Origin of the sequence: Streptomyces sp. NPDC127100, assembly GCF_042724095.1 — a bacterium.
In the GTDB taxonomy this organism is placed as follows: Bacteria; Actinomycetota; Actinomycetes; order Streptomycetales; family Streptomycetaceae; genus Streptomyces.
Window position 1 is genome coordinate 122,270 of sequence record NZ_JBHXFL010000006.1, and the last position, 16,521, is coordinate 138,790.

At 71.6% G+C, this 16,521-nt stretch carries 5 protein-coding genes; 1 reads left to right on the top strand and 4 read right to left on the bottom strand.

From position 1 onward, the window contains the following. The 4 genes from ACFWJB_RS09630 to ACFWJB_RS09645 are packed head-to-tail and all read right to left on the bottom strand — an operon-like array spanning position 1 to position 9,958. Positions 1-1,083, bottom strand: a complete 1,083-nt coding sequence (locus tag ACFWJB_RS09630) for an AAA family ATPase (RefSeq protein WP_386921357.1) — start codon at positions 1,081-1,083, stop codon at positions 1-3. Next, on the bottom strand, positions 1,080-2,930 hold the full coding sequence (gene drmB / locus ACFWJB_RS09635; protein WP_386921359.1) for a DrmB family protein: 1,851 nt from the start codon (positions 2,928-2,930) through the stop codon (positions 1,080-1,082). The genes ACFWJB_RS09630 and drmB overlap by 4 nt, the downstream gene beginning before the upstream one ends. Beyond that, complete coding sequence (locus ACFWJB_RS09640; protein WP_386921361.1) at positions 2,927-6,055, bottom strand: helicase-related protein; 3,129 nt, start codon at positions 6,053-6,055, stop codon at positions 2,927-2,929. The genes drmB and ACFWJB_RS09640 overlap by 4 nt, the downstream gene beginning before the upstream one ends. Positions 6,056-6,106: 51 nt before the next feature. After that, positions 6,107-9,958 (bottom strand): sigma-70 family RNA polymerase sigma factor, encoded by a 3,852-nt coding sequence (locus ACFWJB_RS09645; RefSeq protein WP_386921363.1) that lies wholly within the window; start codon positions 9,956-9,958, stop codon positions 6,107-6,109. 223 nt (positions 9,959-10,181) lie between these two features. On the opposite strand from ACFWJB_RS09645, the gene ACFWJB_RS09650 reads away from it, so the two are divergent. Next, positions 10,182-16,514, top strand: a complete 6,333-nt coding sequence (locus ACFWJB_RS09650; protein WP_386921365.1) for a protein kinase — start codon at positions 10,182-10,184, stop codon at positions 16,512-16,514. Positions 16,515-16,521 lie beyond the last annotated feature (7 nt).

Consider the following 16,521-nt stretch of genomic DNA (forward strand, 5'->3'; position numbering starts at 1 on the left):
TCACCCTCGCAACAGGGCCCCGCGGCCGACCTGAGCCAGAAGCGGGGGCTCGGAGTCACCCTCGTAGCCGAGGTGGAGCTCTTGGCGGGCCCGGGTGGTCATGACGTAGTAGGACATGCGCAGGGCGGCTGACGTGGGGTCGGTTGCCGCGTCACGGTGCGTGTCGGGGATGAGGACCGTGTCGAAGCCGAGCCCTTTGGCGCTCGCACGGTGCACGATCACGATTCCGGGACGGCCGAGGTCGAGGCTGCGGTACAGGCTGCCCCGGGCTTCGGAGGTGTACAGCTGTGGCTTGAGGCGCGGCGCACGCTTCTGGATGCTGCCGAGCAGCGAGAACTGGGTGTGCTTGGACCCCGCAATCACCCCGATGCTCTTCCTGGGTTGCGCCTCTGCCAGCAGGATGAGCAGGTCGGCGGCTCCCCGCTCGTGGAATCGGTGCAGGCGCGGTACCGGCCCCTGGCGGCCGGGCACTGCCGGCGTGCCCGAACCGGTGTGGAAGTGTGCGGCGAGTTCCGCGATCTGCTCGGTGTTGCGGTGATTGCCGTCGAGTTCGTGCCGTGTGCACCGGCCGAGGTTGCGGGCGATCTCGTCGAGGGTCGAGTTGGTGTCGGTGAGCCGCTGGCACTCGTCCGCGAAGACGGTCGTGCGGGCCTGGAGCATGCGGCAGAGCAGGTAGAACTCGGGGGGCAGGTCCTGGCCTTCGTCGACGACCAGAGTGGGGGCGGTGGACGTGGGATCGGCGGCCCGGTTGTGGAGCGCGTCCCAGTCGTACCAGCCGTCTTCGGTACGGGGCGGTGTCGCGCCGTACCACTCGGCGAGCCAGCGGTGTGCCGTCATGACGCGGACCGACCGGTCCGCCGGCCCCAACGCGTGCACGGTCCCGGCGAGCGACTGACGCAGCAGGTTCGAATAGGTCAGCAGGACCACGGGTGTGCCGGTGAGGGCGAGCATGACGGCGCGCTGCGCGGCCAGGACGCTCTTGCCGCTGCCCGGTGGTCCGCTGACCAGATGATTGCCGTCGAAGGGCAGGCCGTCGAGTCCCGCGCGCTGGTCGGGGGCGAGGTCGAGATAGGTGATGGTCATGGCTGCTCCAGGGCGTCGGCTGCGGCGGCGCGGGCCGCGCTGACGACGGGTTGCAGGTAGCCGGGGACCCGCTCGCCGCCGATGACGAGGGCCCGGTCCAGGAGGCTGTTCCCGGCCTCGCAACTGGTCTCCGGTAGCAGGGCACAGGCGTGGCAGGCGGCCCTGTTCAGGTTGCCGAACCCCTGCCCCGTGTGTTCGGCGCACAGCGGGTCGGCGGAGCACCAGGCGGCCGACTCGGTCATGCGCAGCAGCGTTTCGGCCAGTCGGGGTGGTTCCCCCTGGCGGACGAGTCCGCCCAGGGTGCCCTCGGCGTCACCGGCGGCCGTGTACACGAGGACGCCGTACTGGTCCTGCTCGGATCGGGCGTAGATCCGCTCGCGCAGGCTCGCCGTGGTGTAGCCGGACTCGAAGGACAGCTGCCGGATAAGCAGGTGGGCCAGGGTGTGCAAGAGGACGAAGCGGGGTGACAGTTCGGGTCCGGTCACGCTCTCCAGTCGGTCTTTCTGGAAGGAGCGGTCGAGGTCGGCCCGCATGCCCTGGACGCGCGTGCGTACGTCCGGATCGTCCTCCCAGTCCTTCAGTGCGGCACGGTCCAGGGTGAGGAAGATGCCTTCGCCGAAGACCTCGACGGCGGGCAGCCACTTCAACCGGCGGGAGGTGTCGGCGGGGACGACGGTTGCGTCCGGGGAGACCCGCGTGAAACCCGACAGGGCGCGGACCTCACGGAGCCGGTCGGCGAGGACGACGCGCCCGAAATGGCCGGCGAGACCGGCCCACGGCTCGGCGGTCTCCCCCGCCAGTCCGAGCGTCGTCTCGCGCAGGGCGAAGTCTCGAGTGGCCGGTGGGGCCGGCGCCGTGAACGCGGCCCATTCCTCCCTGCTCAGGTCCGGCTTGGCGGGGCCTTCGGACGAGGCAGCGGTGGTGGCCGGACTCATGACGCCCGTCTCCTCGGCGAGGAGAGCGTCCAGCAAGGCGTCATCCGCCGCCGTGTCCTCCTGGATCATCTGCCGGAAGAGCACGGCTCGCGGGGATGCGGCGTCCCGGCACAACGACACCCACAGGTGGTGTTCACGCACCTGGTCCGCGAGCGCGTCGTCGGCGTACGCGGGTACGTCCGTCTCGGGGATGTCGAGCGCCGAGTGCACGATCGGGTAGTACAGGTTGCCGGCGGTACGCTGCACGATTTGTACGGGCCTCGGGCACTGCACGGCCTCGCTCGCGCGCTGCCACGGGTTGCGGCCGGAGCAGCGCAGGCCGTGCGTGCCGAGCACGTCGAGCAGGTCCCGGACGGCCCCGCAGTCCTTGGCGGTGCAGGCGACGGACAGCGCTTCGAGGCCGGAGGCCCGCTCCGAGACGAGGAACCTCAGTTTCTCGCGCTCCCCGCACTGCCGCCGCTCGCCCCCGTCCCGCCGCGAGTGCGCCCAGAACCACCAGTCGACGTCGCTGAGATGACCGGCCTGGCAGATCTGCACGAACCGCATGGGTGCCAGCGTCCGCGCCGGGGAGCAGGACGGACAGCGCGGTGCCTGCCCGTGTTTCTCATCGGCGATCCGCCATCGCTTCATGCGTCGGCACGCCCCGCAGAACAGCCAGGAGGGGAAGCGGATGTAGGGCGCTCCGGGCGCGTCGGCGATGTCGAAGCGGTCGTTGGCGGTGGCGGGTGCGGCGAAGAAGCCGGAGACGCCCAGGCGGCCCGCGAGCCGGGCCGACTCGATCGGCTGCCTGCCGCGCGACGGCCAGTCGCCGATGCCGGTGGCGACGAATGACTCACCCTGGATGTCGAAGACGGCCCCGACGCCGAAGGGCACCACGGTCTGCGACTGACGTACCCGGAGTGTGCGGCTCACAGGTCGGCTCCCTTCACCGTCACCTGGCATTCCCGGTCGACGTTGCGCATGGAGTTCGGTGTCTCCCACAGGCCGTAGACCTGCTCGAAGCTCTTGATGAGGTTGGACTGGCCCTTGCCCTGACTGCGGTAGTACAGCTCGCGGCCGTCCTTGCGGGCCTGGCGCGCGACGTCCTCCCACTCGGAGAGCAGCCCGGCGAGTTCCTTGCGTACCGCGTCGCCGGTGCCCGGCTCCGCGGTCTCGGCGCGGGCGGCCAACTCGTCGATCAGCGTCTCCGCTTCCGGCATCCGGTCGAGGATCGCTCCCGCCTGGTTCTCGGCCGCGAGTCCGAGCCGGTGCCGCACGAGGACGACGAGCACGGCATGCAGGGCGCGGCGTCGGGAGGGAACGGACCAGGGGGTGACGCTGGTCGGTTCGACGTGCCGGTAGAGCGCCCGGTGGTAGACGTCGAAGGTCTCGTAGTGCGAACGGTCCCTGGGACGGGTGGCGTTGAAGAACGTGACCACCAGACCGGGTACGGAGTGACGGCCCACGCGGCTGGTGGCCTGGATGTACTCGGCGGTCGTCTTGGGCTGGCCCTGCATCAGCATCAGCGCGAGCCGCTTCACGTCGACACCCACGGACAGCATGTTGGTGCAGGGCAGGAAGGACACCGACTTGGTGTCGTCCCAGCCCTTCTCCAGCCGGTCCAGCAGCACGGGCTGCTCGGAGCGCGGCAGGTTGCTGGTGAGCTCCTCGACCTGCTGGTCCGGCAGGGGACGTACGCCGTTGCCGGAGTCGAGTCCGGCGAGCTGGGCGGGGATGTCGTCGGCGGCGGCGGTGACCGTGCGGCCCAGTTCGCGCAGGCTGTGGTGGTAGGCGACGAGGGTCCAGTAGGCGTCCCGGTGTTCCTCGGGCAGTTCCCACGCCCCCTGGAGCAGGGCGGCGGCGGTGGCGACGGACGCGCGGCCTGCCGTGTGCCCCTGTGCCATGACACCAACGTAGCGACGGCCCGGGCGAGAGGTGTCGGGCTCGGCGAAGTAGGAGTGACGGGCGTCGAGCCCGGCGGGCGGGAAGAGCTGGACGTCTCCCCCGTAGAGGGCGCGCACCTGTTCCCCCGAGCGGCGGATGGTGGCCGTGGACGCCACGACCTTCGGGCGGGTTCCGTCCGGTGCGGTGCACAGCCCGAGGACGGCCGCCTCGTAGAGGCCGACGGTAGTGCCGAGCGGGCCGGTGAGCAGGTGCAGTTCGTCCTGGATGACGAGGGACGGCGGACGGTTCCCAGTGCCGGATCCGAAGAGCCGCCCGGCGCGGGGTTCCCAGGCGAGCCGGGCGAACTTGTCGACGGTGCCGAGGACGAAGGTGGGCGGACGGTCGTACAGGTGCTCGTCCACGACGGCAACGGGCAGCTCGTCGTGGAAGAGGCACGCGTCCCTGGGGCAGAAGAAGGCGAAGGAGTCGGCGGCGGCACGCACCCCGTAGTCGCCGATGTCCGGCGACTTGTGGGCGGGCAGGATGCGTGTGCCGCACCACGGGCAGCGGTCGAGGATGAACACGTCGTCCGGGGTGGCGGCGGCCCGAGCGGTCTCGAAGTCGCGGCGCGCCTTGTCGTAGCTGTTGGCGGTGGTGGTCTCACCGACCCACAGCCCGATGCAGAACGGCTCCTCGCCGTAGGTAACCGGGTCGGCGCGGCGCATGGACTCGAGGGCGCACACGGTCGTGGCGGCACGCTGGAACTGCTGCGTCGTCAGCAGGCTGAGGGTGTAGCGGCTCAGTACGGCGGTGCCTCCGCCGTCCGGCCCGCCCCGGCGCAGCACCATCACGAACGCGGCCAGCAGCAGGTACGCCTCGGTCTTACCACCACCGGTGGGGAACCAGATGAGGTCCGTGACGGCGCGGTCAGGGTGCCGGGCGTCGACGGCGCCGTCGACGGCGAGCAGGAAGAACGCGAGCTGGAAGGGGCGCCAGGTGGCGTCCGGGAACGGTTCTGGGTTCGGCGGTACGCCGTTGTCGCGGCGGGGGCGCCTGGTGCCGGCGAGGTCGGCGGCGGAGTGGCGCATCTGCAGCGCCATGGCGTGGTTGGCGGCCCGGAACGCGTGCAGCAGTTCAGGGCGTCGGGGGTCGCAGAGGGTGCGTACGCCGGATTCGATGCGCGATACGGCGGTGCCGATCCGTCCGAGCACACGCTCGGCGGCCTCGCGTCCCCACTCGGGCACCTCCGTGTTGAGCTGACCGACATACCAGGCCCGGTAGGCGGAGGCGAACTCGGCGAGTTCCTCGCGGAGCTGGTCGACGGAGACGGCCGGGTCGGCGAGGTGGGCGAGGCTGAGCACCGGTGTGTCGGTCAGTCCGGCGGCTCGTACGCCCGTGACCTCCGCCTCGGGCATCACGGCCGCCCGGAGTCCGGTCACCGCCTGCCCGCTGTCGTCCCGCAGTTCCTCGACGGCGCACCCGTGGCCGACGGCGTGGGTGCGCACGTGGCGGTACTGAAGACGCAGCTCCTGCTCCTCCAGGTCGCGGCTCGCGAGCCGCACACTCGGGTACTGGAGCACCTGCCCGTCGACGGGCCGTGCCCGCAGTTCCACCTGGAACAGCATCCCGTCCCAGTGGGCGGTCTTCCCCGAGGCGGGTTCGTACCGGGCCGTGTTGACGAGGGCGACGGTGACGAGCTTCCCGGCACCGAAGTTCCTTCGCCTGATGCGAAGTTCGGCTCGTGCGTCCAGCACGGAGACGTGATGGCGGTCGGAACCGAGAAGATGCGACTCCGTGGGGATCGCGACCCGTTGCCACGTGCGTCCGCGCTGACCGCTGCGCGCCCGGGTGAGGTAGCGGGCGGCGGAGCACTCCACCTCAAGGGTCTCGGCATCGGTGTAGAAGCTGAAGCCGAGCGACGACGGCAGCCAGGAGTTCGACTCCGGTACGGGGTCGCCCGCCGGTGCGGTGTCCTCGGCTCCCCGCTCGGTGCCGGCCCCTTCGAACTCCTCCTTGGCGAGGTCGAGCTGACCTTGCAGGTCGGCTTCCTGCGGGTAGAGGGTGCCCATCAGGTACTGCCGGTCGGGCGGTGCGTCAAGCGTCTCCTCGTCGCCGTCGACCGGGCCGACGAGTTGCCGCCGCAGGTAGGAGACGAGTTCCTGTCTGGGGTCCATGGCGTTCCTGGTCTTCTTGAAGGGTGGGGGGACGAGTGGACGGCCGGCGGCTCAGGACCTGCGCCACCGGTCCCGGAGGAATCCGCGGCTGCGTTCTGCTTCCTGTGCAGCGGCCAGTTGCGCCTGGGCCTGGTCGAGTTGCGTCTGCAGGGAGGTGATGCGAAGCCGGGCGTCGTGCTCGCTGTGCGCGATGCGCTGTACCGCCTGTTGCTCAGCCTCTTCCGCGCGCCGACGGGCCGCCTCGACGAACGCGTCCCTTTGCGCGAGGGCGTCCTCGGCGTCTCGCAGTCGGGTTTCCAGTTCGGCGATGCGCAATTGAGCCCCCTGGCGGTACTCCTCCCGTGCGGACGCGGCGGCGCGCTCCCGGTCGGTGACGGCCGCCTCGGCCGTCTGAACTCGGGTCTCCAGTTCCGCGACCCATGCGCCGGTGGCGCGTTCACGCTCGGCGGCAGAGCTCTCGGCCTCGCTCAGCCGCGATTCGAGATCCGCGATGCGTGCCTCGGCACCCTCGCGGTACTGGCGCAGCCGCAGTTCCAGGACGCCGGTCCGGTCCCGCTGCTCGTGCGCCGACCGGGCGGCCTCCTCGGCATTCTGGGCTCTGTCCAGCACCGACCGGTACGCCGCGTCGTGCTGGGCCTTGAGCTGTGCGACGCGTAGCTCGGCCTCGGCACGGATGCGCCGCTCGCGCCGGAGCAGGAGGGCATCCATGCGCGCAAACAGCACCTCTTCCCAAGCGTCGAGTTCCCGCTCGGCCTCCGCTCGGACGGCCGCGACACGCTCTTGCGCGGCAGCCCGCTCCTCGTTCAGCAAACGCTCGTGTTCCCGCGCCAGCGAGGCGAACCGGGCCTCGTCGGGGGCCGAACCCTCGGTGGGGGCCAGTCCCCTGGCAGAAGCCGACCCCCTGGCGGAAGCCGGGTCCTCGGCGGAAGCCGACCCCCTGACGGATGCCGGGTCCTCGGCGGAAGCCGGGTTCTCGGCGGGCAGTCGCTCGGGGGCGACCGGTGGCCGTGCCTCCCGTACGGGGCCTGTGGGAGCCTGCGTCTGGTTCTCATCCCTCGTGCCGTCCGTCGGAGTCCCGGGCGTGCCGACGTCGTCGCTGCCCCCTTCCGCCGTGGGACCGATCGGCGCCGGTGATGCCGCCACAAAGTCCCGGAGCGCGTCACGCACGGCGAAGCGCGACGCGGCGCGGACGAGAGGTTTCGTGGCCAGGTACGCGCGGGGAGTCGCCCCGGCCAGCACCCCGGCGGGCGACTCGAAGAAGTGCTCAGGTCGCAGCCCCCTCTGCTTGACCGCGGCGAAGACCTCCCCAAGCGTTTCCAGGGCCTGGACGAGAGGGCGATCGAGGGTGCCCCGATGGCGTGCCGCTCGCACCACGGCATCGGCGGCCGGGCCGAGGAGCACAGACAGCTGCAGATGCCCCAGGGCCAGCAGCGCGTACTCGGCGAGCCAGGGCACGCCCCCGCCCAGCGGCGGTTCCGTCAACGTCAGAGCCTTGTCCCAGTCGGCGGTGGTCTGCGGGGGCTCGACGGGGGTGTCGGTCGCGACGAGGCCGGAAACCTGCGCTGCCGTGTCCGTATCCGTGTCCGTGTCCGCTTCGGGCCGAAGCGGCTTGGGAGCTTCCGTCTCCACTGCTCGCGTCCGCTGCGGCGGGTGCGCGTCCGCGTTCCGGTTCCCGGTGGGCGCGCCGGCGAGGAACTCCCGCAGGGCGTCCCGTACTGCCAGTCGGGACTCGCGGTTCACCAGGGGCCTGCGCTGGAGATAGTCGCGAGGCGTCGCCCCGACGAGCGCTTCGGCGGGACGGTCGAAGAAGTCCTCCGGCCGCCGCCCGGCGGTCACCAGGGCGTCGAAGACGCGGCGCAGCACTTCCAGCGCAGTCAGTTCCGCACGCGGAAGGTGCCCGACTGCACGGGCCTCCGTCACCACCCTGGCCGCCGACTGCCCCAACAGTGCCGCCAGGCCGTCGTCACCCAGCGCCGCCCGTGCGTAGTCGGCGAGCCACCAGAGCTGGTCGACGGGTGCCTCGGCCATGCGGCAGGCACGCTCCCAGTCGGCCGCGACGACGTCCGGCACCGCCTCTGTGCCGACGACAGCAGGCGCCGCACCGGCGTTGACGTCCTCCTCAGCGTGAGCGGCCGCACCGGGATCGGCCGCGTCCTCGACGTCGACAGCCGCACCGGCGCGGGCGTCGTGGTGGGCGTCCGTCGTCGCCTCGCGTCCGGGCTCCGCCTCGGCGACCGGAACGGTGCCGGTCTCCTCGGCCTGTTGCCCTGCCAGCCGAGCAAGGCGCTCCGCCCTCACCTTGCGCAGGGTGAGCCGCACGCGGACGGACCGGGCCGCCTGAGCAGAACGGGCGCTCCGTGCCGCCCTCTTGGCCTCGGCGGCGCGTTCCGCCGCACGCTCGGCCTTCTCGCACGCGGCCTCGATGCCTATGAGGCCCGCCTCGCGCAGCCGGGCGCGCAGCGCTGGTCGCGCCTTGCCCTCGATCTGCCGGATGCGCTCCCTCGTCACCCCGAACTCGCGGCCGAGTTCGTCCAGCGTCGAAGGCTCGTCCCCGTCGAGCCCCAGCCGCCGCACGAGGATGCGCGCCTCTCGTTCAGTGAACGTGTCCACCAGGGCCAGCACGTCGTCCACATACAGGGCCCCGACCACCTGCGCCTCCACCGGCGGCAGGGTGTGGGTCTCCCCAACGAAATCCGCCAGCGTCGCCCCGTCGCCGATGACACGGTCCAGGGAGTCGGTGCGGTGGGTCAGGCGTCGGATCTCCTGCACCTTCTGCAGGGTCATGTCGCACCGCACCGCGACATCGGCATCGCCCGCGCGGCGCCCCTCGGCGGCGAGGGCGCGTTCGGCCCGGGCGACTTTCCGCATCTGTTCGTGCATGTGCACCGGGACGCGGATGAGCGCGCCCTCGTCGGCGATGGCCCGGGTGATGCTCTGGCGGATCCACCAGGTGGCGTACGTGGAGAACTTGAAGCCCCTGGTGCAGTCGAATTTCCGCGCGGCCCTGAGGAGGCCGAGGAAGCCGTGCTGGAGGAGGTCCTCGTAGTCGAGCCCCTGCTCCAGATGGGGCCGCACCAGCGCGTGCACGAGTCGTTGGTTGTGCAGGACGAGGCAGTCGCGTGCCCGGATTCTGAGGTCGCCCGGCGGGAGGGCCTTCAGCTCGTCCTCGGTGGGTTCCTCGGCGATGCGGTCCGGCCCGCCCCGCACCAGCACGGTCAGCCCCACCTCGGCCTGCGCGCTCAGCAGCCGGCTGCCGGGTTTCCGCACACGTCGGTCGGTGTCCAGGACGGCGTGCGCCGCGGCCACCGACTCCGCGAGGTCCCCCTGCACCACCGCCCCCGCGGACGGCTCCTCAAGGTCCGGCCCGTCGGCTTCGGCAGCTTCCGGATCACTGGCGGCTTCTCCTGCCGCTGTCGCCGACGTGTCCGTCTCACCGGCTTCCTCTCCGTCCCCGGCGGCCTGCTCCCCTTCCGGCGCCCGCACCGACGTCTCCGCCCGCAGCTGCGCGGCCTCACGCGCGCTGAGTCCGGCGAGCCGCACCACACCGTCGATGACCCGCGAGGTGACGTAGCCATCGGCGTCCGCGTACCGGGTGAGCAGGTGCCGCACCGGAGACAACCGCGGGAACACACTTTCGCCACAGTCCTGTGCAACCTTTTCACCGTCTCGGCGGTCGCCTCCTGTGTGCACGTGCAATTCCCGCACGGGCAGCCCCAGCCGGGCGAGCTCGTGCCGCAGCCTCTCCCGCTCGGCGTCCCCCAGGGCGAGATCCCGCACGCTCTCCGTGAAGACGCGTTCCGGCACGACACCGTCCACGGCCGCACTCCGCAGCTGCGTCAGCAGCACACCGAGCGCCGCGCGCAGAGCGGACGAGCCTCCGTCGTCCGCAGCAAACCGCGCCATGAGTCCCCTCCCACCGATTCCACGGCAACGCTAGGGGTAATGTGTTGATGATGTCAACAGGCACAATCACCGCCCCTGGACTCCCCCGTCGTGTACGGTAGCCCCCGCTGCCGCTTGCCCTCTGTCACGATGAGTGGGCGCAGTGACACGTGAGGGGGGTTCCCGTCCACCCGGTCAGGGCAACACGCGGGAATGTGCACGATGAGCGAAGGAGCGAGGGGCAGTGAGCCAGGAGCTGGTCGACGGCAGGTTCCGCATCGGACAGGTCATCGGCAGGGGCAACATGGGGGAGGTCCACCGCGCTGAGGACCTGCACGCACCGGAGGGCACTCCCGAGCGCGCCGTGGCCGTCAAGACGATCCTGCGCCGCCGCACCGGCTCGCAGATCGACACCGGCGGCGACGCCAAGGCCGTGCAGCGCTTCTCCCGCGAGGTCCGCATCACCCGCAGGCTGCGCCATCCCAACCTGACCCGTCTCGTGGCGGGCGGCATCGACGACCAGGCCGGCGGCCTGCCCTACCTGGCCATGGAGTTCCTGGACGGCGAGACGCTGCGCGACCTGATCGAGGAGGAGTCCCAGCTGCCCGTCTCCTGGGCCGCCGCGATCGGCGCGCAGATAGCGGCCGGCCTCGCCGCCGCCCACACCGCCGGTGTCGTGCACCGCGACCTCAAGCCGGCGAACGTGATGCTCACGCAGGGCGGCACGGTCAAGGTGCTGGACTTCGGCATGGGCAGCATCGCCGACGACCCGGACCAGACCCGGCTGACCAGCACCGGCGTCAGCGTGGGCACCGCCCGCTACATGGCCCCGGAGCAGTGCCAGGCCAAGCAGGTGACCCAGGCCGCCGACCTCTACGCGCTGGGCTGCGTGCTGTACGAGATGCTGGTGGGCGTTCCGCCGTTCACCAGCGAGTCCGCGTACGAGCTCGCCGACCGGCATGTGAACCAGCAGCCGGCCCCGGTCCGCGCGATCCGCCGCGAGGTCCCGGTGGAGCTGGCCCGGCTGGTGGAGCGTCTGCTGGCCAAGGACCCGGCGGACCGTCCCGCCGACGCGGTGACCGTCCGGGAGGCACTGTTGCCGCTCGCCGTGCTCGACGCCGGGGCGTCACTGCTGCCGCACTGGGCTGCGCTCGACCCGACCGTGCCCGTGCGGGAGGCGGCGCCCGCCCCGGCCTCCGCCCCCGCTACCGCCGCCGACGACGACGCCGAGGAGCCGTCCGCCGCGCAGGGTCCGCCCGCCGGAGCCGGCATGGACGTCTTCGGCGTCCACCGGGCCCTCATCAAGGACTACCGCTCCTTCACCGAGGGCGGCACCGTCATCCGCGACGACCGCATCGCGGACTACGTCGAGAAGGACCTCGACGACAAGTCGCAGTGGCCGGACCCCTGGCTGTCGCTGAACCCGTTCTTCCAGGGCGGCGGCACCGTCGTCGAACTCGCCCAGGAGAAGGTGCTGCACGCCGAGTGCGCCCGTATCTTCCAGGCCAAAAAGACCGAGGGCGGCACCGTCTGCGACGGCCGCCCGCTCACCCTCCACCGCCACCAGCGCGACGCCATCGACGCCGCAGCCTCCGGCGCCTCGTACGTGCTGACGACCGGCACAGGATCCGGCAAGTCCCTCGCCTACATCGTGCCGATCGTCAACAAGGTGCTGCACGAGCGCGACCAGGAGGGCCCCGACGCCCCCAAGCGGGTACGGGCGATCATCGTCTACCCGATGAACGCACTCGCCAACAGCCAGCTGCGCGAGCTGGAGAAGTACCTGCGCGACGGCTACGGCACCGGCAAGGAGCCGGTCACCTTCGCCCGTTACACGGGCCAGGAGGACGACGAGAAGCGCAGGGAGATCCGCGACAATCCGCCGGACATCCTGCTCACCAACTACGTGATGCTGGAGCTGATGCTCACCCGCCCCGCCGACCGGGCGAGCCTGATCCGGATGGCGCGGGGCCTGGAGTTCCTGGTCTTCGACGAACTGCACACCTACCGGGGCCGTCAGGGCGCCGACGTGGCCCTGCTCATCCGCCGCGTCCGCGAGGCCTGCCAGGCCGAGGAGCTTCAGTGCATCGGCACCTCGGCGACCATGTCGACCGAGGGCACCTGGGAGGACCAGCGCCGTGTGGTCGCCCAGGTCGCGAGCACCCTGTTCGGCACGACGGTGCGGCCCGAGCACGTGATCGGCGAGACCCTGGTCCGCGCGACCCGCGAGGCACCCGACACCGTCCCGGCCGAGCGCCTCACCTCCCCCGCCGCCCCGCGCGCCTACGACGACCTCGTCCGTGACCCGCTGGCCCGCTGGATCGAGAGCCGCTTCGGCCTGGTCGAGGACGCGGCGTCGGGCCGCCTGGTCCGGCAGCGGCCGGCGAAGATCGAGATCGCCGCGAAGGAGCTCAGCGAGCAGTCCGGCGTGCCCGAGAGGGACTGCGTCGCCGCCATCCGCGCCACACTGGAGGCTGGCTCACAGGCCCGCCACCCACTGACCGAACGCCCCCTGTTCGCGTTCCGGCTGCACCAGTTCCTCTCCAAGGGCGACACCGTGTACGTCACCCTGGAGGACAAGCTCTCCCGTCACCTCACCCGCTCCTACCAGCTGGAACAGCCCGGCAGTGGCGGCAAGTTGCTGATGCCGCTGGCGTTCTGCCGGGAGTGCGGCCAGGAGTACCTGACGGTGTGGCGCACCGAGAAGGACGGCGAGGTCCGCTACGAGGCCCGCCGCGACACCTCGGCGACCGGCGGCCGGCAGGGCGACGGCTACCTGTACGTCGACCACGAGCGGGAGTGGCCGTCGAACGTGCAGTACGCCGTCGACGACCGCCGGCTGCCGGAGTCCTGGCTGGAGGTGGACGACCGGGGCCAGGAGGTCGTCAAGCGCGCCTACCGCGACCGCGTACCGCGCGCGGTCACCGTCGACCCGTACGGCCAGGAGGGCCAGGGCGAGCTGAAGGCCGCTTTCGTCCCGTCCCCGTTCCTCTTCTGCCTGCACTGCGGGGTGGCGTACGAGCAGACGCGCGGCCGTGACTTCGCCAAGCTGGCCACGCTGGACCAGGAGGGCCGTTCTTCGGCGACATCGCTCGTCTCGGCGTCCATCGTGCGGTCGCTGAAGTCGGTGCCGGAGGAGGCCCTGGACAAGGAGGCGCGCAAGCTCCTCACGTTCGTCGACAACCGGCAGGACGCCTCCCTCCAGGCGGGCCACTTCAACGACTTCGTGCAGATCACCCAGTTGCGCGGGGCTCTGTACCGGGCGGCTCTGGACGCCGGCGAGGACGGCCTGCACCACGAGGAGCTGGCCTCGGCGGTCACCAACGCCCTCGCGCTCGCCCCCGCCGACTACACCGGCGACACCGACCTCTCCCCCGGCCTGGCCCGCAACGCCGCCCGCACGCTGCGCGACATGGTCGCCTTCCGGCTCTACCTCGACCTGGAGCGCGGCTGGCGCATCACCATGCCGAACCTGGAGCAGACGGGCCTGCTGGAGATCGACTACGAGGACCTGCACTGGGTGGCCGGCAAGCAGGACCGCTGGGAGACCACGCACCCCGCGCTGCGGGACGCCGACCCCGCTCTGCGCGCGGAGATCGTCAAGGCACTCCTTGACGAGATGCGCCGCTCGCTGGCGATCGACGTGTCCTACTTCCGCGACGACACCTTCGAGTCGCTGCAACGGGCCACCGAGGAGCGGCTGGTGGACCCGTGGGTGCTGTCCTCCGGTGACAAGCCGAAGGTCGGCACGGCGTACCCGCACCCGTCCCGGCCGGGCGCCGACCGGGCCAGCCTGTTCCTGTCGGCGCGCGGCAAGTACGGCAAGTACCTGAGGCGCACGGACACTTCCTTCGCCGGGCTGGACCAGGACGACCTCCAGCTGATCATCACCCAGCTGCTGACGGTCCTCACCAAGGCGGGTCTGGTGAAGGAGGTCGAGACCGCCCCGCAGCGCCCCGGCCGCTTCCGCCGCCCGTCCGGCCCGACGACGACCGGCTACCGGGTCGCGGCCCAGTCCCTCGTCTGGCGGGCCGGCAAGGGCGAGTCCGGCGCGCACGACCCGCTCACCCGCACCTACCAGAGCGGCGACGGCCCGCGCATCAACACCTTCTTCCTCAAGCTGTACCGGGAGACCGCCGACGCGCTCGCGGGCCTGTTCGCCCGCGAACACACCGCGCAGGTGGCGCCGGAGGACCGGGAGAAGCGCGAGGAGGCCTTCCGCAAGGCGGAGTTGAAGCTGCTGTACTGCTCCCCCACGATGGAGCTGGGCGTCGACATCTCCTCGCTGAACGCGGTGATGATGCGCAACGTGCCGCCCACGCCCGCGAACTACGCCCAGCGGTCCGGCCGTGCGGGCCGCAGCGGCCAGCCCGCGCTGGTGACGACGTACTGCGCGACGGGCAACAGCCACGACCAGTACTACTTCCACAAGTCCGACCGCATGGTCGCGGGCGCGGTCGCCCCGCCCCGCCTGGACCTCGCCAACGAGGACCTGGTCCTCTCCCACCTCCAGGGCATCTGGATCGCCGAGGCAGGCCTGCGCCTGGGCCGCTCCATCCCCGATGTGCTCGACGTGTCCCACCCGGACACCGGCGACCGCCCCGACCCGGCGCTGGAGCTGCTGCCCGACATCCTGGACGCCTCGCACGACGACGGCGCGCAGCGCCGCACGGTGGACGCGGCCCTGGCCGTCCTGGGCCCGCTGCTGAAGGAGTTCGCCGACACCACCTGGTGGCACGACGACTGGATCCAGGACAAGGTGCGCACGGTCCCGGAGCGCTTCGACCGCGCCTTCGACCGCTGGCGCAGCCTGTTCCGCGCCGCGCTGGACGACCAGTACGTGCAGAACAAGCGCCGTCTCGACTACAGCCTCACGGAGACCGACCGCAACCGCGCCAACGCCCGCCGCCGCGAGGCGGAGACACAGCTCAACCTGCTGATGAACGAGAGCGTCGACAGCAAGTCGGTCCTCTCGGACTTCAACCCGTACCGCTACCTGGCCTCCGAGGGCTTCCTGCCCGGTTACAGCTTCCCGCGGCTGCCGCTGGCGGCGTACATCCCGACGATCGGGCGCCGCCGCGGCGACGGCGACTACCTCCAGCGGCCCCGCTTCCTCGCCATCCGCGAGTTCGGCCCCGGTTCGCTCATCTACCACGAGGGCGCCCGCTACCAGGTGACCCGCATCCAGCTGCCGCCGGACTCCTCCGGCGAGCTGACCACCGGCGAGGCCCGCCGCTGCGCCCACTGCGGCTACCACCACGACCCGAAGGACCGCGAGGACCGCTGCGGCTTCTGCGACGAGCCGCTCAGCTCGGCGACTTACGGCCTGCTGCACCTGCACACCGTGTACACCACGCGCCGTGAGCGGATCTCCTCGGACGAGGAGGAGCGGCGCCGGGCCGGCTTCCGGCTGGAGACGTCGTACCGCTTCCACGACCACGGCGCCCGCAAGGGCCGCCTGAACGCGACGGTCGCCGACGCGGCGGGCGGGCAGCTCGCCGAGATCGCCTACGGGGACTCCGCGACCATCCGGATCACCAACACGGGCCGGGTGCGGGCCAAGAAGGACGAGCCGCCGGGCTACTGGCTCGACCTGACGGACGGCCGCTGGATGAACGACAAGGACGCGTCGGAGGCCTCGGGCGACTCCAGCGAGCTTCCGGTCATCGACGCGGACGGCAACGAGCGGCGCCGCAAGAAGCGCGTCATCCCGTTCGTGGAGGACCGCCGGAACATCCTCGTCGTCACCCTCGACGAGGCGCTGCCCGAGCCGGTCGCGCTGACGCTGATGTACGCGCTGGAGCGGGGCATCGAGGCGGCGTTCGAACTGGAGGACGCGGAGCTGACGGCGGAGCTGCTGCCGCCGGACGACGGTCCGCGCCGCCGCATCCTGTTCATGGAGGCCGCGGAGGGCGGTGCGGGCGTCCTGCGCCGTTTGCAGGCGGAGGACGACGCCGTGGCGAAGGCGGCCCGCCGCGCCCTGGAGATCTGCCACTTCGCGGCCGACGGCACGGATGAGGGCGGTGAGGCCCACCGCGGCGACCGCGCCTGCGCGCTCGGCTGCTACGAGTGCCTGCTGACGTACGGCAACCAGCTCGACCACGCCCGGATCAACCGCCACACGGTGGCGGCGCTGCTCGTGCGCTTCGCGTCGGCGACGGCCACGCGGGAGGCGCGCGGGGAGTCGCGGTCGGAGCAGTACCGGCGACTGGTCTCCGTGACCGACCCGTCCCCGGCCGGACCGACGGTGGTGGAGGCCGCGGCGGCTGCGGAACTGGCGGAGGCGGGCGACTTCCTGGGCTGGGTGAAGGCCAAGGGCCTGCACCTGCCGACGGAGACCGGCACCCTCCTCACTGAGGCCAACGCGATGCCCGACTACGTCTACCGGCAGCCGGGCACGCGCCTGGCCGTCTTCGTCGACCTGCCGGACACGGAGCAGACCGCCCTGCGCGACGAGGACGCCGAGGAACGCCTCCTCGACGCCGGCTGGGAGGCCATCCGCTTCCGCCCCGGCGACGACTGGGACGCCCTCGTCGCGTCCTACGCCGACTGCTTCGGCAACCCGACCACCAACTGACCGCCCG

What these genes read in the sequence shown, in the direction of transcription:
- ACFWJB_RS09630 (WP_386921357.1), bottom strand. Translation starts at nt 1,083, where the DNA reads ATGACCATCACCTATCTCGACCTCGCCCCCGACCAGCGCGCGGGACTC.
- ACFWJB_RS09640 (WP_386921361.1), bottom strand. Translation starts at nt 6,055, where the DNA reads ATGGACCCCAGACAGGAACTCGTCTCCTACCTGCGGCGGCAACTCGTC.
- ACFWJB_RS09645 (WP_386921363.1), bottom strand. Translation starts at nt 9,958, where the DNA reads ATGGCGCGGTTTGCTGCGGACGACGGAGGCTCGTCCGCTCTGCGCGCG.